Source organism: Corynebacterium sp. HMSC062E11 (genome assembly GCF_001811845.1).
Taxonomy (GTDB): Bacteria; Actinomycetota; Actinomycetes; order Mycobacteriales; family Mycobacteriaceae; genus Corynebacterium; species Corynebacterium hesseae.
The window spans coordinates 21,027-37,787 of the sequence record NZ_KV806793.1 but is presented as its reverse complement, the minus strand read 5'-3'; the positions used below and the strand labels follow the sequence as shown (position 1 = coordinate 37,787).

General features: G+C 60.5%; 19 protein-coding genes and 3 tRNA genes. 12 read left to right on the top strand and 10 right to left on the bottom strand.

The window, feature by feature from the left end:
• Nucleotides 1-2: 2 nt before the first annotated feature.
• On the top strand, nucleotides 3-755 hold the full coding sequence (locus tag HMPREF2822_RS06055) for an ATP-binding cassette domain-containing protein (protein WP_070522342.1): 753 nt from the start codon (nucleotides 3-5) through the stop codon (nucleotides 753-755).
• Nucleotides 756-765: 10 nt separating this feature from the next.
• Nucleotides 766-1,188: a holo-ACP synthase AcpS gene (locus HMPREF2822_RS06050; protein WP_070522339.1), complete on the top strand. Its 423-nt coding sequence runs from the start codon at nucleotides 766-768 to the stop codon at nucleotides 1,186-1,188.
• A 35-nt stretch (nucleotides 1,189-1,223) separates the two neighbouring features.
• Here the strand turns inward: HMPREF2822_RS06050 and HMPREF2822_RS06045 are convergent, their stop codons facing one another.
• Nucleotides 1,224-1,862, bottom strand: coding sequence for a TetR family transcriptional regulator (locus HMPREF2822_RS06045; RefSeq protein WP_070522336.1), 639 nt, complete (start codon nucleotides 1,860-1,862; stop codon nucleotides 1,224-1,226).
• A 3-nt stretch (nucleotides 1,863-1,865) separates the two neighbouring features.
• Complete coding sequence (gene bcp / locus HMPREF2822_RS06040) at nucleotides 1,866-2,336, bottom strand: thioredoxin-dependent thiol peroxidase (RefSeq protein ID WP_070522333.1); 471 nt, start codon at nucleotides 2,334-2,336, stop codon at nucleotides 1,866-1,868.
• A 187-nt stretch (nucleotides 2,337-2,523) separates the two neighbouring features.
• Between bcp and HMPREF2822_RS06035 the strand changes: the two genes are divergently transcribed.
• The 5 genes from HMPREF2822_RS06035 (at nucleotide 2,524) to HMPREF2822_RS06015 (ending at nucleotide 6,604) form a co-directional block, all read left to right on the top strand.
• Nucleotides 2,524-2,802, top strand: a complete 279-nt coding sequence (locus HMPREF2822_RS06035) for a DUF3618 domain-containing protein (RefSeq protein WP_010191207.1) — start codon at nucleotides 2,524-2,526, stop codon at nucleotides 2,800-2,802.
• A 268-nt stretch (nucleotides 2,803-3,070) separates the two neighbouring features.
• Nucleotides 3,071-4,219: an ABC transporter substrate-binding protein gene (locus tag HMPREF2822_RS06030; protein ID WP_070522330.1), complete on the top strand. Its 1,149-nt coding sequence runs from the start codon at nucleotides 3,071-3,073 to the stop codon at nucleotides 4,217-4,219.
• Between the two features lie 2 nt (nucleotides 4,220-4,221).
• Nucleotides 4,222-5,337, top strand: a complete 1,116-nt coding sequence (locus HMPREF2822_RS06025) for a FecCD family ABC transporter permease (protein ID WP_232755605.1) — start codon at nucleotides 4,222-4,224, stop codon at nucleotides 5,335-5,337.
• A complete protein-coding gene (locus HMPREF2822_RS06020; RefSeq protein ID WP_070522327.1) occupies nucleotides 5,328-6,089 on the top strand; it encodes an ABC transporter ATP-binding protein in 762 nt (253 codons plus the stop codon). Before HMPREF2822_RS06025 ends, HMPREF2822_RS06020 begins: the two co-directional genes overlap by 10 nt.
• 11 nt (nucleotides 6,090-6,100) lie before the next feature.
• Complete coding sequence (locus HMPREF2822_RS06015; protein ID WP_070522324.1) at nucleotides 6,101-6,604, top strand: 2'-5' RNA ligase; 504 nt, start codon at nucleotides 6,101-6,103, stop codon at nucleotides 6,602-6,604.
• Between the two features lie 43 nt (nucleotides 6,605-6,647).
• On the opposite strand, the gene HMPREF2822_RS06010 is transcribed toward HMPREF2822_RS06015, so the two are convergent.
• A tRNA-Lys gene (locus HMPREF2822_RS06010) sits at nucleotides 6,648-6,720 on the bottom strand.
• 285 nt (nucleotides 6,721-7,005) lie between these two features.
• Here HMPREF2822_RS06010 and HMPREF2822_RS06005 point away from each other — a divergent pair.
• The 3 genes from HMPREF2822_RS06005 (at nucleotide 7,006) to sucD (ending at nucleotide 10,533) form a co-directional block, all read left to right on the top strand.
• A complete protein-coding gene (locus tag HMPREF2822_RS06005; protein ID WP_070522321.1) occupies nucleotides 7,006-8,235 on the top strand; it encodes a L,D-transpeptidase in 1,230 nt (409 codons plus the stop codon).
• A gap of 238 nt (nucleotides 8,236-8,473) precedes the next feature.
• Nucleotides 8,474-9,646, top strand: coding sequence for an ADP-forming succinate--CoA ligase subunit beta (gene sucC, locus HMPREF2822_RS06000; RefSeq protein WP_198530959.1), 1,173 nt, complete (start codon nucleotides 8,474-8,476; stop codon nucleotides 9,644-9,646).
• Nucleotides 9,647-9,654: 8 nt separating this feature from the next.
• Nucleotides 9,655-10,533 (top strand): succinate--CoA ligase subunit alpha, encoded by an 879-nt coding sequence (gene sucD, locus HMPREF2822_RS05995; protein ID WP_070522314.1) that lies wholly within the window; start codon nucleotides 9,655-9,657, stop codon nucleotides 10,531-10,533.
• A gap of 61 nt (nucleotides 10,534-10,594) precedes the next feature.
• On the opposite strand, the gene HMPREF2822_RS05990 is transcribed toward sucD, so the two are convergent.
• From HMPREF2822_RS05990 to orn, 4 genes are all read right to left on the bottom strand, one after another.
• A complete protein-coding gene (locus tag HMPREF2822_RS05990; RefSeq protein ID WP_070522311.1) occupies nucleotides 10,595-11,140 on the bottom strand; it encodes a DNA-3-methyladenine glycosylase in 546 nt (181 codons plus the stop codon).
• Nucleotides 11,141-11,167: 27 nt separating this feature from the next.
• Entirely contained in the window at nucleotides 11,168-12,028 is an 861-nt protein-coding gene (locus HMPREF2822_RS05985) for a siderophore-interacting protein (RefSeq protein ID WP_070522308.1), read from the bottom strand.
• A gap of 157 nt (nucleotides 12,029-12,185) precedes the next feature.
• A tRNA-His gene (locus HMPREF2822_RS05980) sits at nucleotides 12,186-12,258 on the bottom strand.
• Nucleotides 12,259-12,307: 49 nt separating this feature from the next.
• On the bottom strand, nucleotides 12,308-12,940 hold the full coding sequence (orn, locus tag HMPREF2822_RS05975; protein WP_070522488.1) for an oligoribonuclease: 633 nt from the start codon (nucleotides 12,938-12,940) through the stop codon (nucleotides 12,308-12,310).
• Between the two features lie 272 nt (nucleotides 12,941-13,212).
• Here orn and HMPREF2822_RS05970 point away from each other — a divergent pair, with 272 nt between their 5' ends.
• Nucleotides 13,213-14,757 (top strand): alanine/glycine:cation symporter family protein, encoded by a 1,545-nt coding sequence (locus HMPREF2822_RS05970; RefSeq protein WP_070522305.1) that lies wholly within the window; start codon nucleotides 13,213-13,215, stop codon nucleotides 14,755-14,757.
• Between the two features lie 44 nt (nucleotides 14,758-14,801).
• On the opposite strand, the gene cmrA is transcribed toward HMPREF2822_RS05970, so the two are convergent.
• On the bottom strand, nucleotides 14,802-15,614 hold the full coding sequence (gene cmrA / locus HMPREF2822_RS05965) for a mycolate reductase (protein WP_070522301.1): 813 nt from the start codon (nucleotides 15,612-15,614) through the stop codon (nucleotides 14,802-14,804).
• Between the two features lie 128 nt (nucleotides 15,615-15,742).
• On the opposite strand from cmrA, the gene HMPREF2822_RS05960 reads away from it, so the two are divergent.
• Nucleotides 15,743-15,928 carry a PspC domain-containing protein gene (locus tag HMPREF2822_RS05960; protein ID WP_010191177.1) on the top strand — a complete coding sequence of 62 codons (186 nt, stop codon included), beginning with the start codon at nucleotides 15,743-15,745 and terminating at the stop codon, nucleotides 15,926-15,928.
• A 17-nt stretch (nucleotides 15,929-15,945) separates the two neighbouring features.
• On the opposite strand, the gene HMPREF2822_RS05955 is transcribed toward HMPREF2822_RS05960, so the two are convergent.
• Together HMPREF2822_RS05955 and HMPREF2822_RS05950 are read right to left on the bottom strand one after the other, a co-directional pair.
• Nucleotides 15,946-16,578: a hypothetical protein gene (locus tag HMPREF2822_RS05955; RefSeq protein ID WP_070522299.1), complete on the bottom strand. Its 633-nt coding sequence runs from the start codon at nucleotides 16,576-16,578 to the stop codon at nucleotides 15,946-15,948.
• A gap of 75 nt (nucleotides 16,579-16,653) precedes the next feature.
• Nucleotides 16,654-16,727: transfer RNA gene (locus tag HMPREF2822_RS05950), tRNA-Arg, on the bottom strand.
• Between the last annotated feature and the right edge of the window lie 34 nt (nucleotides 16,728-16,761).

Here is a 16,761-nt window from a genome sequence, read left to right as displayed (position 1 = left end):
CCATGATTGAGCTGCACGATATTTCCCAAACCTTCGGCAACTTCCACGCCCTGCGCGGCATCAACCTTTCTGTGAAAGAGGGCGCGGTGACCTGCGTGCTGGGTGATAACGGCGCGGGCAAGTCCACGCTGATCAAGATTCTGGCCGGCCTCAACCAGCCCACCGGCGGCACCATCACCGTCGATGGGGAAGAGGTGAACTTCACCAGCCCTCGCGATTCCCTCGACGCCGGTATCGCCACCGTGTACCAGGACTTGGCGCTGGTTCCCTCGCTGTCGGTGTGGCGCAACTTTTTCTTGGGACAGGAGCTCACCGGGGCGTTGGGGAGCTTGCGCGAGGAAGAGATGAAGCGCATTACGCACGAGCAGCTGTCCGAAATGGGCATTGAGCTTGGCGACGTCTCCGTGGAACTCTCCGCGCTCTCCGGCGGCCAGCGCCAGGTGGTGGCGATTGCCCGCGCCATCTACTTCGGCGCGCGCTACATCATCCTGGACGAGCCCACCGCAGCACTCGGCGTGAAGCAGTCGGGCATGGTGCTGCGCTTTATCGACGCCGCCCGCGAACGCGGCATGGGCGTGGTCTTCATTACGCACAACCCGCAGCACGCCTACCTCGTGGGCGATCACTTCATCGTGCTCACGGTGGGGCAGATGTCGCTGGACGCTTCTAAGAAGGAGGTCACGTTGCCGGAGCTGACCCAGTGGATGGCGGGCGGCGACGAGCTGGAGGAGCTCAAACAGGAGCTGGCACGCTAAGCTTGCCCGCATGACAAAAAGTGGCGTGAGCGTGGGCACCGACCTAGTGCACATTCCGTCCTTTGCCCAGCAGCTGGAGCTTCCCGGAACGCGCTTCGCGCAGGTTTTCAGCGCCTCCGAATTGCGCGTGGCGCAGGCCCGGGGGCTGAGCGGTGCTGCCCGCGCGCAGCACCTGGCGGGGCGCTGGGCGGCGAAGGAGGCCTTCATCAAGGCGTGGTCGCAAGCGCTCTACGCGCACCCGCCGGTCATCGCAGAGGAAGCCGTGGACTGGGCGGAGATTGAGGTCCGCCCGGATGCGTGGGGGCGAGTAGCACTCGAGTTGCGTGGTGAGATTGCCCGCCTCGCGCGGGAGTCCTTGGGGGATTTTTCAACTGCGCTGTCCATCAGCCACGATGGCGATTACGCCACCGCCATTGTGTACCTTTCGCGCTAAACACGCCTGGGTGCACCTGGCTTCGCTGGGGGTGGCTAGGCGCTCGTGGCAATGGCGAAGAGGTAGGCGATGAGCATGCGCTTAATCTCTTCCACCACGCCATCAAAGCTTTCCTCGGAGCGCATGGTGCTGTAGTTGAGCAGGGAGACCACGGTGTGGACGAGGAAGGCGGCGATCTCCACGCGGGCATCGGCGTCCATGCCCTGGGCAAGAGGCTCGATGATTTCCGCGATGGGCTTGAGCAGGCTGAGCTCCGTGTCGGCGGCCGTGGCGCGGGTCGCGGGTGTGGACTGCACGGCATGCCACACCGCTCGGCGCGAGGGATCGTTGCGCCAAACACGAGCCATGCGGTCGATGAATTCTTCGAGGAAGTCCGGCCATTGCAGGGCAGGAACGCGCTGGGAAAAGCGCTCAACCTCAGCCAACATCTCCGCGGTGTCTTGGCGGTCGAGCTCGCAGATCAGCACGTACTTGTTGGCGAAGTACTGGTAGAGCGTGCCAATCGGCACTTCCGCGCGGCGCGAGACCTCGTCGAAAGTAAAGGACTCGAAGCCATAGTCCACGAGCGTCTCCCGCGCGCAGGACAAGATCCGGTCATACTTGGCCCGGCTGCGCGCCTGCGCTGGGCGACGCCTCGGGACCAGAATCTCCGGTGACTTCGAGCTGGATTCCACGGTTTAGTTGAGCCCCTTAAGCACGCGGGCGACGTGGCCGGTGGCCTTGACGTTGTACATGGCTTGGCCGATCGTGCCGTCCTCTTCTACAAGGAAGGTAGAGCGGATAACGCCTTGGACGATCTTGCCGTAGTTCTTCTTCTCGCCGAAAGCGGCATAAGCCGTCATGACTTCCTTGTCAGGGTCAGACAGCAACGGGAAGTTGAGCTCATGGTCCTCGCGGAACTTTGCCAGTGCCTCGGGCTTGTCAGGGGAGATTCCCACCACGGCGATGTTCATGTCATTGAGCTGCTCCAGGCTGTCGCGGAAGTCGCAGGCTTCCTTCGTGCAGCCAGGGGTGTTGGCGCGCGGGTAGAAGTAAACCACGACGCGCTGGCCAGCATAGTCACTCAGACTTACGGTGTTGCCGGCATCATCGCTCAAGGAAAAAGCGGGAGCCTTGTCTCCTACGGACAGTCGTTGTGCTTCAGTCATGCTGTCTACCTTACCGTGCCCTACGGGGAGGCTATCTGGCGTATCTACGCCACCGAGGGTGAAACAAACGTTGGCCAACTCTGCAGGGGAGCTGGCGGTCAATGTAGAATGTCGACGTTAGAACCACAACGGTTAGAAAGACACTAACCGCAGCAACACCGAACGAAGCCAAATTCAGGAGATTCACGTGGCACGCAACATTGATGATATCCAGCGCGACATCGAGCGCACCCGCCGTCAGCTGGCTAGCACCTTGGATGAGCTGGCTGATCGCAGCAAGCCGCAGAACTTCGTCGAGGACGCTAAGGGCGCGGCAACCCAGAAGCTGCAGGAGCGCAATGTGCAGATGGCGCTCGCCGGCGTTGGTGCAGCCGTCGTAGGCCTTATCGCTTTCTCCGTTTTCCGCTCCAAGCGCCGCAAGTCCGATATCAAGGAACTGCAGCGCCTGCTCGCTGAGCGTCGCTAGAGCCGGTTAGCGCCGTTGGGCGCGACTGCATACCTAGAGGCCCTGCCTTGGGAAATACCCCGGGGTGGGGCATTTTTGTGCTCCGTATGCGTTACTGGAAGCATTGCCTACTCTATGCAGGCTTTGGGTAGCCTTACCTGTCTGTGTAGTATGAACCTCCGAACAGACCATAAGACCAAAGTTTGAAGGAGAAATCGTGCTTCACGTATCGACGCCTGCAGGCCAGGCATCCCGTCCGCGCGCCGGGCGAGTAGTAGGGGCGTGCGCCATGGTGGCGGCGCTGGCCAGCGCGCTGGCGGGCTGTGCCTCCGACAATGCCGATGCCGGCAGCGAGCAGGCCACGGGAGCGCAGGGGACTGCCGCTGTGAGTTTCACAGACCTTGCCGGCCGCCAGGTGGAGCTGGACCACGCGCCGGAACGCGTCATCCTGGGAGAAGGCCGCAGCGTCTTTGCCACCGGCATCCTCAACAAGGAAGACCCGCTGGACAAGGTCGTGGCCATCGGATCGGACCTGAAGCAGAATGTGCCCGACTACTACCGCGAGTTGGAAAAGACCACGCCCAAAGTCAACGAGCTGCCGGAAATCGGCGGCTTCACCAAGGGCGATGTCACTGTGGAGGAGCTCATCAGCCTCGACCCGGACCTCATCGTGCTCTCCAAGGATCAGTACGAGGCCTCCCAGACCGCTGGGCTCACCGACAAGCTGGATCAGGCCGGCCTGACCTATGCCGTCACGGACTTCCGCGCCAAGCCCTTGGAGAACACCATTCCCACCATGGAAATCTTCGCCGATATCTTCGGCCACGAGGACCGCGCGGAGGAGTTCATCGCGGACTGGCAAAAGAACGTGGATTTGGTAACCGAGCGCGCCACGAAAGCGCAGGACAAGCCCTCCACCTTCGTGTGGCGCGCAGCGGGTGTCTCCGATTGCTGCGGCTCGTGGAATGACTCCAACATTTCTGAGCTGGTCAACGTCGCCGGTGGAAAGAACGTGGCAGACGGCATCATCGAGGGAGAGTCCGGCGCGCTGACCCCGGAGAAGGTCATCGACGCCAATCCCGACATGATCATCGCCACCGGCGGCGACTGGTCCGCCAAGGTCGATAGCGCAAAGGGCCACACCGGCTTCGCTGCCGCCGGCTATGGCATCAGCGAAAAGGACGCCCATGACAGCGCCGCTTCGCTGGCCGGCGTTCAACCTGGTTTTGAGGACCTCTCCGCCGTCAAGGAGCACAACCTCCACGGCCTGTGGCACCAGTTCTACAACTCGCCCTTCAACTACCTGGCGCTCCTCCAGATCGCCGCGTGGCTCCACCCAGAGGACTACGCAGACGTCAACGTCCAGCAAGAATGGGCCGAAGCCCAAGAGAAATACTCGCCCGTCCCCGGCGACGGAACCTTCTTCAGCACCAACTAGTCATGAGCATTCTCACATCAACCACGCGCACCGCAAGCCCTGAACAAACCACGCGCGCAGAAACTGCGGAACTTCCTGTGGAGGCCCTCGCACACGAACACTCCCGAGTGACCCGCCGCCGCATCGCCATCGTCGCCGGGCTTATCGTCGTAGCACTCGCCGCATTCGTTCTTAGCGTGATCGTTGGCGCCATCGACCTCACCCCGGGGCAGGTGCTGCGGGGGATGGTGGATCCGGGAGGCGTCGACAAGCAAACGCGTACAGTCCTGTGGAGCCTGCGCCTGCCTATGGCCGTCATGGCGCTGCTTATCGGGGCCAGCCTGTCACTGGCCGGCGCGCAGATGCAGACCATCCTGGATAATCCGCTGGCGGAGCCCTTTACCCTCGGCATCTCCGCGGCGGCTGCCTTCGGCGGGGCCAGCGCCATCGTGTTGCGTTGGCAGCTTCTGGCCCAGCCGCAGTTCAACCTCGCGCTCATCGCGTGGCTGTCGGCGGCGCTGGCCACGGCCATCATCGTCGTCGCCGCCGTTATTCGCGGTGCGAAGTCCGAGACGATGGTGCTGCTCGGCATCGGCCTCGTCTTCTTCTTCCAGGCCATGCTGGCGCTCATTCAATACCGCTCTTCCAGCGAGGCTCTCCAGCAGATCGTCTTTTGGTCCATGGGTTCGCTCACCCGCGCTAGCTGGCAGGCCAACGCCGTGCTGGCCGGCGTGCTTGCGGTGGCGTTGCCCATCCTGGGAGCGCTGTCGTGGCGGCTGACGGCGCTGCGGCTTGGTGACGCCCGCGCCACCGCCCTCGGTATCAACACCTCCCGCCTACGCGTGATTGTTCTCGTCGTGGTCTCGCTCGTCGCGGCCACCACCGTGGCTTTCGCCGGCATCATCGGATTTATCGGCCTGGTGGGCCCGCACATTGCGCGCATGTTGGTGGGTGAGGACCAGCGCTATTTCGTGCCGGCCTCCATGGCCGCGGGTGCGGCGGTGATGTGCGCCGCGCACGCGCTAAGCCTCCTGATTAAGCCCGGGCTGGCCATCCCCATCGGCATCGTCACCTCGCTTCTGGGCGTGCCATTCTTCATCGCCATCGTCATGACCCGGAGGAGGGCATTGTGGACGTAGAACTCACCATCACCGATCTATCTGCCGGCTATGGCTCGCGCACGGTGGTGGACGGGCTGAGCCTTCCCACCCTGCGCGGCGGGCAGGTCGTGGGGCTGCTGGGGCCGAACGCGTCCGGCAAGACCACCACCATCAAGACGCTCGCCGGCGTGCACCGTGCGCGGGGCGGCACGGTGGACTTTCGCGTCGACGGCCAGAGCCCGCGCGGACAGCGGCGCCGCCAGCTTATCGGCTATGTGCCGCAGGGCCTGCCGCACACCGCGGCGCTGCGCGCGTTTGAAGCGGTGCTGATTGCAGCGCGGCGCGAAGCGTGCGAGGACCCAATCACCCGCACCGCCGAGGTCCTGCACTCCATGGGGCTCGACGACATTGCGCAGCGCTACCTCAACGAGCTCTCCGGCGGCCAACGCCAGCTCGTCGCCGTGGCGCAGATGTTGGTGGGGACCCCTGGGCTCATGCTTCTCGACGAACCCACCTCCGCCCTCGATCTCAACCGGCAGCTCTTCGTCTTGGGCCGCGTGCGGGCAAAAGCTCGGGAGGAAGGAAGCCTTGCGTTGGTGGCGATTCATGACATCAACCTGGCGGCCCGGATGTGCGACCAGCTCGTCGTGCTCCATGGCGGCAAGGCCCGCGCCCATGGCGCGCCGGGGGAGGTGCTCACGGAGGAGCTCTTGCGCGAGGTCTACGGCGTAGAGACGGATGTGCTGGACCACCGCGGGCAACCCGTCGTGGCGCTGCGGGAGGTTAGTTAGACTCGGGCTGTGTGAGCCGAAATTCGCCCGAAAACCTCCTGTTGTACCTCACCCCAGAGGATGAAAATACCCTCCGGGACGTTTATGCTGCCCTGGCTCAGCGTGGCTTTCCGGTGCAGCACCAGCGCCCGCACATTACGGTGACGTTCGCGCCGGCGCTCGAGACCGCAGTCGTCGACGAGGCCCGCAACCTGCTCCCGCCGCTTCTGCCCGCGGCCTTTCGCCGCGTGGGCACGGTGGTCTTTGGGACGAAGAGTAAACAGACCGTGGCGTGGCTTTTAGAAACCACGGATGAGCTGGAATTCGCCGCGCGCCGCCTCAGTGCTTTGAACCCGGAGGGGAGGGGCCCGCGGTGGACCCCGCACCTGACGATGGGTCTGCGGCTGCCGCGAGCGATGGTGCCTGAGTACATGCGGGCGCTCGATGAAATCTCGACCTTTGAGCACAAGGAATTCACGGCGGCGCAGGCCGCGTGGTGGCGCCCCAAAACGCAGCAGCTCGAGGTCTTGGGCTAGGATCGGAAAAGCCCCTCACCACGGGGGTGAGGGGCTTAAACTGTGCGCCATCAGGGACTTGAACCCCGAACCCACTGATTAAGAGTCAGTTGCTCTGCCAATTGAGCTAATGGCGCTTGTTGTTTCTGACCGGCTCTGATTTCCTCAGTGCCTGCCGTGCAACGAGATGTAACTTTAACACCCTCTTCGTAAAAAGGTAAAATCGCCAGGTAAATGGGTGTTTTCCGCGATTAATGCCATGGCTAAATGCTTCTCTCAAAGAGTTGCGAATGTGGAAGCCTGGCGGGTGGGTAACGAAACGGTTAAGAGCGGTGGCGCCAACTGGTTCGTAGGGTGCGTGGGCGGTTAGGCTATGTGCACTCTAATTATTGTCTGTGTCTTTCTATGAGCTAGGGGTTTGTGTGCATTCTCTATTCCCTTCCGCACGTCCCGCAATGCTTCTCTCGAGTATCGTTGCGACCGCTTCACTCTTAACCGCCTGCACTATTGGTGGTGCCGCGGATTCCGGTCCGGCCACTGGCCAATCGGAGGCTGACATCAAAGCGAGCGCTTCGGCGGAAGCATCGGCGTCGGCAGCCGCCAAGGCAAAGCAGCTGAAGTTTTCCGTCAAGGACGGTGCGAGCGACGTCGATCCCTCCAAGCCAGTTGAGGTGACGTCCCCGGCCGGGCTTAAGTCGGTGACAATGACCAACGAAGCCGGCATCGAAGTGGACGATGAGCTGTCGTCTGATTCGAAGATGTGGAAGAGCGCCGAAGTGCTGGGGTATAACCGCACCTACACCATTGACGCTACGGACAAGGACGGCACCCATAAAACCATCACCTTCACCACCCCGCAGGCAGCAGGTGTGTCCGAAGTGGCCTTGAGCCCGATACCGGATTCTGAGGTGGGGGTTGGTCAGGTCATCGGCGTGCGATTCGGAAACTACGTCACCGACCGCAAGGCGGCCGAAGAGGCAATCACAGTCAAGACCGAGCCTGCCGTTGAAGGTGCCTTCTACTGGGTCAACAACCAGGAAGTGCGGTGGCGCCCGGAAAACTACTGGGAACCCGGCACGAAAGTGACCGTCGATGTCGACCTGTACGGCCGCAACCTCGGCGGCGGCATCTACGGCGGCGAGGATGCTTCCACTAACTTCACCATTGGTGACCGCGTCATCGCGCTGGTCGACAACAACACGAAGATGATGTCGGTGTTCAAAAACGGTGAAGTGCTGCGCCGTTTGCCTGTTTCGATGGGCAGGGATGGCCAGTGGGATACCCCGAACGGCACCTACGTCATCGGTGACAAGTACCCGTCCCTCGTTATGGACTCCACTACCTTCGGCCTGGCTCTCGATGCCGGCGGCTACAGGACTGATGTTCAGTGGGCAACCCAGATGTCGTACTCGGGTATCTATGTCCACGCGGCGCCTTGGGCAGTTGGCGCGCTGGGCAGCTATAACCAGTCCCATGGCTGTATCAATGTAACCCCCGAGGCCGCTCAGTGGTTCCAGAATACGGTCAAGCGCGGCGATATTGTGAGGGTCTCCAACACCGGCGGCGGCGTGCTGAGCCCGCTCGATGGTCTGGGTGATTGGAACATGGACTGGGCCACCTGGTCTGCGGGCAACGCTACCGCTAATCAGTAGCTCTCCTGGGGCGGCGGCGCTTATCGACGTCGCCGACCAGGGTGCCCCCGAAAGCTAAATCAGCTAATTCTTTGCCGGTGGTTCAAATGGCTGTAACGGGCAGCGTTGTGGCGCATGCGCACGGAGTGCAAAGTGTGTGAAGTGTAACGCTTTAGCTTCTGTAAAGTGGTTTGCATCACGTCTTTGTTTTGGTGAATCTTGTGGAGAACTAGTTTTCACTGCAAAGATGGAGGCAGAAGTGGATCTCTACGAGTACCAAGCTCGAGACCTCTTTGAAGCTCATGGCGTTCCCACCCTCAAAGGCATCGTTGCGACCTCAGCTGTGCAGGCTGAAGAAGCAGCCGCGAAGTTGGGGACACCGGTGGTCGTGGTCAAAGCGCAAATTAAAACTGGCGGACGCGGCAAGGCCGGGGGAGTCAAGCTCGCGCATAGCCCCGCGGAAGCTGCGGAAAAGGCCAACGAGATTTTGGGTCTGAAGATCAAAGGCCACACCGTGCGCAAGGTCATGGTGGCCGAAGGCGCGGACATTGCGGCGGAGTATTACTTCTCGATCCTCCTCGACCGCACCAAGCGGCGCTACCTAGCCATGCTCTCCAAGGAGGGCGGCGTAGAGATTGAAAAGCTCGCCGAAGAGCGCCCGGATGCCTTGATTAAGCGCAGCTTCTCCCCACTCGACGGTATGACGGACACGCTGGCGCGGGACATGGCGTATGAGGCCGGGTTTGATGAGGGGGACGTCGCCAAGCTCGTGCCCGTGTTCAAGAAGCTCTACACGGTCTATACCGAGGAAGATGCCACGCTGGTGGAAGTTAATCCTCTGGTCAAGACATCGAGCGGTGAGATCATTGCGCTCGATGGGAAAATTACGCTGGATGATAACGCGCAGTTCCGCCACCCCGAGCACGCCGAGCTCCAAGACCACGGCGCGACCGACCCGCTGGAGCTCAAGGCACAGAAGATGGGGCTGAACTATGTGAAGCTCGACGGTTCCGTGGGGATTATCGGCAATGGTGCCGGCCTCGTGATGTCCACGCTCGACGTTGTGGCCTATGCCGGCGAGGATCTTCCTTCGCAGCCGAAGCCCGCGAACTTCCTAGACATCGGTGGTGGCGCTAACGCCGAAGTGATGGCCAACGGGCTGGAAGTGATTCTTAGTGATCTGCAGGTGAAATCGGTCTTTGTCAACGTCTTCGGTGGCATTACCGCCTGTGACGAAGTGGCTAAAGGCATCGTGCAGGCTTACAAGATTCTGGACTCGGAGGGGGTTGAACCCAAGCCGCTCGTGGTGCGCCTCGACGGCAACAACGCGGAGCTTGGACGCACGATTCTCAATGATGCACACCTGCCCAAACTGGAGCAGGTAGAAACCATGGATGCTGCCGCCCGCAGGGCTGCGGAGCTGGCGAACTAGGAGTAGCAATGTCGATTTTTCTCAACAAAGACTCGCGGATCATCGTGCAGGGCATGACGGGATCCGAAGGCATGAAGCACACACGCCGCATGCTGGAATCCGGCTCCAACATTGTGGGTGGGGTCAACCCGCGCAAGGCAGGTGAGCGCGTCGATATTAACGGGCGCGAGATTCCCGTCTTCGGCAGCGTGCGTGAGGCCATGCAGGCGACAGAGGCCAACGTCACCGTGATTTTTGTGCCGGCAAAATTCACTAAGGACGCCGCGGAAGAAGCCATCCGTGCCGGTATTGAACTCGTGGTCATCATCACGGAGGGAATTCCGGTGAAGGACACCGCTGAGCTCTATGCGCTGGGGCGAGAGTCCAAAACACGCATCATTGGGCCGAACTGTCCGGGGCTCTACACACCGGGTGAATCCAATGCGGGCATTATTCCGGCAGAGACTGCGCCGAACCCAGGAAAGATTGGTTTGGTGTCGAAGTCGGGCACCTTGACGTATCAGATGATGTACGAGCTATCCGATATTGGTTTTAGTACGTGCGTAGGAATTGGCGGTGATCCGATTATCGGGACCACGCACATTTCAGCGATTGAGGCCTTCCAGAATGATCCCGATACCGAGGCGATCATCATGATCGGTGAAATCGGCGGTGATGCAGAGGAGCATGCCGCTGCCTATATCAAGGACCACGTCACAAAGCCGGTCATTGCGTATATCGCAGGCTTTACCGCGCCGGAGGGCAAGACGATGGGGCATGCTGGCGCCATCGTGTCTGGTGGTTCTGGTACGGCAGAAGGCAAGAAGGCGGCGCTGGAAGCGGCCGGTGTGAAGGTGGGCAAGACCCCCTCGCAGGCAGCGGAGCTGGTGCGGGCAGCCTTGGCTTAAAGATACGGTGCATGAGCCCACATGCGGTGTATGAGTCCTGAGACTCATACATCGGTAGGGGTTAGCGGGGGAGCCCGCGACGTCGAGACACTGTCTTGTCGAAGGGGATCCAAAACCGCAGGGCGGCGTCCTGGTTCTTTGAGATGCCGATGCGCGGCCCGCGGACCCACTCAGGTTCCTTATCGCGTTGTTTAAGGCGAATGGGCGTGCCGTTGTCCTCGAGGCGGAAACCTAAGGCCTTGCCCAAGTTGCCGGGTCCGCGGGCGAGGTTATGAAATTCCGTGTCGCCCCGGCGTTGGTAGGCAAGGTCTACTTCGTCGATGACTTCCCCGCCGCGGAGCAAGCAACCCTGACCGGTTCCTTCGGGCGCGCAGACGATGTTGCCGTTCCGGTGGATGCCGTAGGACATGTAGACGTAGAGGCGGCCGGGCGGGCCGAACATGGCGGCGTTGCGCGGGGTGCGGCCGTTGAAGGCGTGAGAGGCCTCATCGTCTGCGCCGAGGTAAGCCTCGACCTCCGTGATGCGCACCGAAACTCCGTTGTGCGTGAGCACCGTGCCCAGAAGCTGGGGAGCAACGACGTCGGCGGTGTCGGTGAAATCGATCATTGCCGCAGTCTAACGCGAAAACAAACGTTAGGCCTTAGCTCGTTCTTCCTCGGCCTCAATCTCTGCGTTGAAATTACGCTTGGAGGCCTGCCACTGGTCCTCAGTCATTCCGATACGCCAGTAGCCAGAGATAGAAACGTCTTCCTTGGGAATCCCGGATTCAACGAAAAGGAAGCGACGAAGCTCTTTGATCATTTCGGCGACTCCGTGGATGAACCATCCGGTTTTCTTCTCCTGGGGGATACCAGCCGCGCGGACCACACGGGATAGCTCAGTACCGTGGGTAGCGCCATTGCGGACTACCCAGGTGATTTCCACGCCATCGCGGGTGGGCAGTTCAAACGTGCGGTCTTCGGCTTCGATCTCGATATATGCAGTCGCAGTCGCGCCGTCGGGAAGCCGCTTCAAGCCAGCGCTGATGGCCGGTGCTGCAGACTCGTCGCCGGCGAACACAAAGTGCTCATAGTCTTCGGTTGGTCCCCACGCGCCACCAGGGCCGAGGAAACCGAGCTTCTCTCCAACCTCGGCTCTGCGTGCCCAGGGGCCAGCCAGGCCGGAATCACCGTGGGACACAAAATCGATGTCAAAATCCCCGGTTTCTGAGTTCACGTTGATCAGGGTGTAGGTGCGGAGAATCGGCTGCTTATCGCGCGGTTGCTCTGCGCGAATCTGCTGAATATCAAAAGGCCAAGAGTAATCGGCGCCCTCTGGCACGAACAACAGCTTGATGTAGTGATCTGTAAACTCCAGCTCTTTGCCTATGAATGCTGGAGAGTTCATGTGTAACCGAACCAGGTCTGGAGATACTTGGCGGCGGCCAGTTACGGTCGCTTCATGTGCCTTGCGGGGTTTGCGCTTCGGCGCTGCCTCTTTGCCCTGGTCAGCCATTGTCATCACAATCCTTGCTATCTCTTTACGAGCTTAGATCTTTTGTAAGGGCAGAAGCCCACATGCCCTAAGTTTAGGTAAGGCTAACATGCTTAAGGTTGGCGGGCATAAAAAATTACCCCGCATCCTGTCGGAACAGGGCGCGGGGCATATTCGGGGTGGCTGACGGGGCTCGAACCCGCGACACCCAGGATCACAACCTGGTGCTCTACCAGCTGAACTACAGCCACCATCGTTGCCTGAAAGCAACGAGATACAGGTTAACTCACCTCGTTGAATTTACAAAAACGCCTGGTAGTCATCGGTAGTGGCAGCCTTAAGATCCTCCGCTTCCGCGGTGGAGGGGCCGTCGTCCGTGCGGAATACGCTGCGGCGGTAGAAGTCGAGCTCTCGAATGGACTCAATAATGTCTTGCAGGGCTCGGTGCGCCATGCCCTTTTGTGGCTGGTTGTAGTATGCCCGCGGGTGCCAGCGGCGTGCTAGTTCCTTAATCGTGGAAACGTCAATCATTCGGTAGTGCAGTGCGGCGTCCAGGCGCGGCATGTACTCACGAATGAAGGTGCGGTCCGTGGCGATGGAATTGCCTGCAAGGGGAGCAGGGTGGTTGGCGTCGCAGTGCTTCTCGACGAGCTTCAGTACCGCTTCCTCCGCCTCTTCGATTGTGATCGTGGATTCCCGGATTTCCTTGTCGAGACCGGACTTCGCATGCATTTCGGTGACGAAGTCATCCATCTCCGCCAGTTCTTCCTCTGTAGCGTGCACGACGAGGTCGAGGCCCTCGTCGAGGATGTTTAATTCGGCGTCCGTGATGACGGCGGCGACTTCCACGATTACGTGGCGCTGCGGTTCAAGTCCGGTCATCTCCAAGTCGATCCAGACGAGGCGGTCGTTTTTGGCGGGGATATCACTCATGGCTTCCACCATAGTTTCTCTTCGGTCATGGTTTGGGAGGTGCCCTAGTCGGCTGAGATGGGGGTAAATGGGGGTGAGGAGGGGTCTTGTTGTGGAAGGTGCCTTTTTATTCGAGGTGTGCTGGGGTTTTCTGGTTGACATTGAGGGGCAGTGTCGAGGGCTTCTTGAACTTTTTCATGATTTCTCTCACCAAACCCTTGGGAGATGGGACATTATTAGGTCAGCCTTTAAAGTGATGGCACTCACATATATCGAAGGACGGAAACCTACCGATGTCAGCCTTTCTTGACACTCTCAACTCATTAATTTGGTCACCAGCATTAGTCTTCCTGTGCCTCGGCGCGGGAATTTATTTCACCCTGGCCACCAAGTTCTTACAGGTGCGCTGCATTCCGGACATGATTAAACAGCTGAAGGACGGCGAAAGCTCCGATTCAGGTGTCTCGTCCTTCCAATCGCTGATGATTTCCCTGGCGGGCCGCGTTGGCGTGGGAAACATTTCGGGCGTTGCAACCGCCATCGCTTTCGGCGGCCCAGGTGCCGTGTTCTGGATGTGGGCGGTGGCTCTGCTCGGTTCCGCAACTTCTTTCGTGGAATGTACCTTGGCGCAGGTTTATAAGGAGAAGGACCAAGACACCGACGAATACCGCGGTGGTCCGGCTTATTACATTGAGAAGGCCTATAAGCACACCAAGGCCGGTCCTTTCATGGTGGTCTATGGAATCGTCTTCGCTATTGCGATGATCCTTGCCACCAGCTACTTCCTGCCCGGCATTCAGGCTAACGGCGTGGCTGCGGCCGTTCAGAACGCTTGGGGTGTTGAGGTCGGTTGGTCTGCCGTGATTCTGGGCGGAATCCTCGCCATCATCATTATTGGTGGCGTGAAGCGCATCGCTAATTTCGCCTCCCTCGTGGTCCCGTTCATGGCCGGCGCCTATATCCTTTTTGCCATCATCATCCTGATCATGAACTTCAACCAGATCCCTGAGGTCTTCGGCATGATCTTTAAGTCCGCTTTCGGTGCGGAGCAGGCTTTCTCCGGACTGTTGGGCTCGGCCATCATGTGGGGCGTGAAGCGCGGTATCTACTCCAACGAGGCAGGCCAAGGTACCGGCCCACAATCTGCCGCAGCTGCGGAGGTATCCCATCCGGCCAAGCAGGGCTTCGTGCAGGCCTTCGCGGTCTACATTGACACCCTCTTCGTGTGCTCCGCTACCGCATTCATCATCATTTCTACCGACATGTACAAGGTCTTCGAAGGCGAGTCGGAGGATGGCCCGGTGCGCTACGCCGGTTCGATCCCGGATGGGGTCGAGGTCGGTCCGGGCTTTGTCCAGCACGGTCTGGACACCCTGTTGGCAGGTTTCGGCCCGAGCTTCGTTGCCATCGCTATTGCCTTCTTCGCCTTTACCACCGTTCTGGCGTACTACTACATGGCGGAGGTCAACCTGACCTACTTCAACCGCTGGATCAGCAACAAGACCGCCCGCCGCGCGCTGGTGTGGCTCCTGCGCATTCTCCTCGTGGTGTCCGTGGTTGTTGGCGCAACGACGACTCCGGGTGCTGCCTGGGCGCTGGGCGATATCGGCGTTGGCGCGACCGCGTGGCTCAACATCATCGCCATCCTCTTCCTACAGGTCCCGGCCCTCAAGTGCCTCAAGGATTACAGCGCACAGAAGGCAGCTGGCAAGGACCCGCAATTTGACCCAGAAGCGTTGGGCATCAAGAACGCCGAGTTCTGGGTAGAGCGCAAGCTCGCCCGGGAGGAGGCCGCACAGAAGGCTATCGCGGAGCAATCGCCGCTCCAAGGCAAGTAAAGCAATGCCCGCTCTCCACGGAGGAGAGCGGGCATTTTTATGTCCTAGGCCATCTTGGAATAGAAGCTGCCGATGAGCGGTGCAGCAATTGGGGTGGGCACAATCTTGCCCAACGCGTTCATTGCTTTTGATAGCGGCCCAGGGACCACGCGGCGCTGGTTGCGGGCCATGGCCTCCAGGGTCTCTTCGGAGCAGGACTCATAGGTGGTCCACAAGAAATCCGGGACTACCTTGTCCACGATGGATTGCTCTTCTTCGGGGATGACGGCATCGCGCACCGGGCCGGGGGCAAGCAGCGTGCAGGTCACGCCGGAGCCCTTGAGCTCGTAGTGCAGGGCCTCCGTAAACGCGTTAACACCTGCCTTGGTGAACACGTAGGTGGCGTTGTTCGGGATGGAGACGTTGCCCGCGGCCGATCCCACGTTGCAGATAGCGCCGCTGCGTCGCGGCAGCATTTGCTCAAGGGCGGCGCGCGTCAGGCGGTGAACGGCCTTTGCATTGAGGTCGAACTGCCGGGTTTCATAATCCCAGTCCTGCTCCATGAACTTGCCAAAGCTGGCGATGCCCGCCGAGTTGACGATGATGGAGATTTCCTTGCCCGCCATGAACTCGATGACGCGGTCCACGTCTGCGACCTCGGAGAGGTCCGCTGCCAGCGCGATGGCGTCCACCTCGTGGCGCGAGCGCAGGTCCGCGGCGATGGATCCAAGGACGTCTTCGCGGCGGGCAACGAGAATGACGTTGTAGCCGCGGGCGGCTAGGTCCTTGGCCATCGCAGCGCCAATGCCCTGGCTAGCGCCGGTCAGCAGCGCATACGAGGAGCGGGTAGGGGCGGGCAGCCCGGGGGAGTGAGCCATGAAACGGCGTCCTTTCTCTCAGGGTGGGAAGTTTCCACCCAGCGTAGAGCAATCAGGGTCTAAATCAGGGTAAACACCGATGAACCCTTCGGCCCAACTCTGGATAATGGACAGTGAAAGGAGACATCATGAACAACCAACGTTTGACCCGTTCCACAACTGACACGATGCTCGGAGGCGTGTGCGGCGGCATCGCACAGACCTACAACCTCGACCCGACCTTGGTGCGAATCCTCTTCGTTGTTGCCACGCTGCTGGGCTTCTCAGGAATTCTGCTCTACCTCATCCTCTGGGTCGTCATTCCAGTGGAGTAATCGGTAGTTTCTGCAAATTACTGCAGCGGGCCCATCGCCATGAACCGCTTCCACGTTTCCCATTCATCCCGCAGACGCGGCAGGGCGCTGGGTGGGGTAGCGGTGCCGTCGACAAGCACGGCGTCCTGCATGCGCACTCCGTAGTCGAAGAAGAGAGCCCCGTGCCCGGAGGCGCCATAACGTAGAACCGGCACCAAATTGAGCCCGTCGAATGACAAGGGGGCGTTGGGGCGCACATCAAGCCCCGCGATCGCCGCGAGGGTAGGAGCTAGGTCGAGCGGGGAGACAAGCTCAGTGCACTCCCCGGACTCTGCAACTCCGGGCCACAGGAAAGACATCGCGGCCTTATCATCCTGCAGGGAACACACCGCCACGACGCCATCGAGATCATCCAACACGTGGGGGTCTGGTTGCTCAAGAAGCCGAAAGACCCGTGATGATGCGGGGCGGGTGTCCTCCCGAACCTCGAAGCCAGCTGCCGCAAAGATGTCCGTGATGCGCGTTGTGGCTCCGCGCTGCGGGTACTGCCCGGTGAGCACTCCGCGGCGTGACTCCGCATAGCTTGGTGACGTCCCCCAGGCATTGCTGAAGCGCATTCCGCGCAGCGCGGATTGTGGAGCGTGGTCAAAAGTCGCGAGGGTGATGTCCATAAGAGTGTGTCCAAATTGTGCCCAAAGGCCACTTTCCGAGGCTTAATAAAACCCCAAAAGTGGCCCTGACCTGCGTGCCCCCAGCAGGATTCGAACCCGCGACACATGGGGTAGAAACCCACTGCTCTAATCCACTGAGCTATGGAGGCGTACCGCGCCATCATAACGCACCGGGGCGTGAAG

Coding starts and splice junctions, on each gene's coding strand:
- bcp (WP_070522333.1), bottom strand. CDS start 2,336: ATGACTGAAGCACAACGACTGTCCGTAGGAGACAAGGCTCCCGCTTTT.
- HMPREF2822_RS05955 (WP_070522299.1), bottom strand. CDS start 16,578: ATGGACATCACCCTCGCGACTTTTGACCACGCTCCACAATCCGCGCTG.
- HMPREF2822_RS05970 (WP_070522305.1), top strand. CDS start 13,213: ATGTCAGCCTTTCTTGACACTCTCAACTCATTAATTTGGTCACCAGCA.
- HMPREF2822_RS06055 (WP_070522342.1), top strand. CDS start 3: ATGATTGAGCTGCACGATATTTCCCAAACCTTCGGCAACTTCCACGCC.
- HMPREF2822_RS05960 (WP_010191177.1), top strand. CDS start 15,743: ATGAACAACCAACGTTTGACCCGTTCCACAACTGACACGATGCTCGGA.
- HMPREF2822_RS06025 (WP_232755605.1), top strand. CDS start 4,222: ATGAGCATTCTCACATCAACCACGCGCACCGCAAGCCCTGAACAAACC.
- HMPREF2822_RS05990 (WP_070522311.1), bottom strand. CDS start 11,140: ATGATCGATTTCACCGACACCGCCGACGTCGTTGCTCCCCAGCTTCTG.
- sucD (WP_070522314.1), top strand. CDS start 9,655: ATGTCGATTTTTCTCAACAAAGACTCGCGGATCATCGTGCAGGGCATG.
- orn (WP_070522488.1), bottom strand. CDS start 12,940: ATGAGTGATATCCCCGCCAAAAACGACCGCCTCGTCTGGATCGACTTG.
- cmrA (WP_070522301.1), bottom strand. CDS start 15,614: ATGGCTCACTCCCCCGGGCTGCCCGCCCCTACCCGCTCCTCGTATGCG.
- HMPREF2822_RS05985 (WP_070522308.1), bottom strand. CDS start 12,028: ATGGCTGACCAGGGCAAAGAGGCAGCGCCGAAGCGCAAACCCCGCAAG.
- HMPREF2822_RS06030 (WP_070522330.1), top strand. CDS start 3,071: ATGGTGGCGGCGCTGGCCAGCGCGCTGGCGGGCTGTGCCTCCGACAAT.
- HMPREF2822_RS06050 (WP_070522339.1), top strand. CDS start 766: ATGACAAAAAGTGGCGTGAGCGTGGGCACCGACCTAGTGCACATTCCG.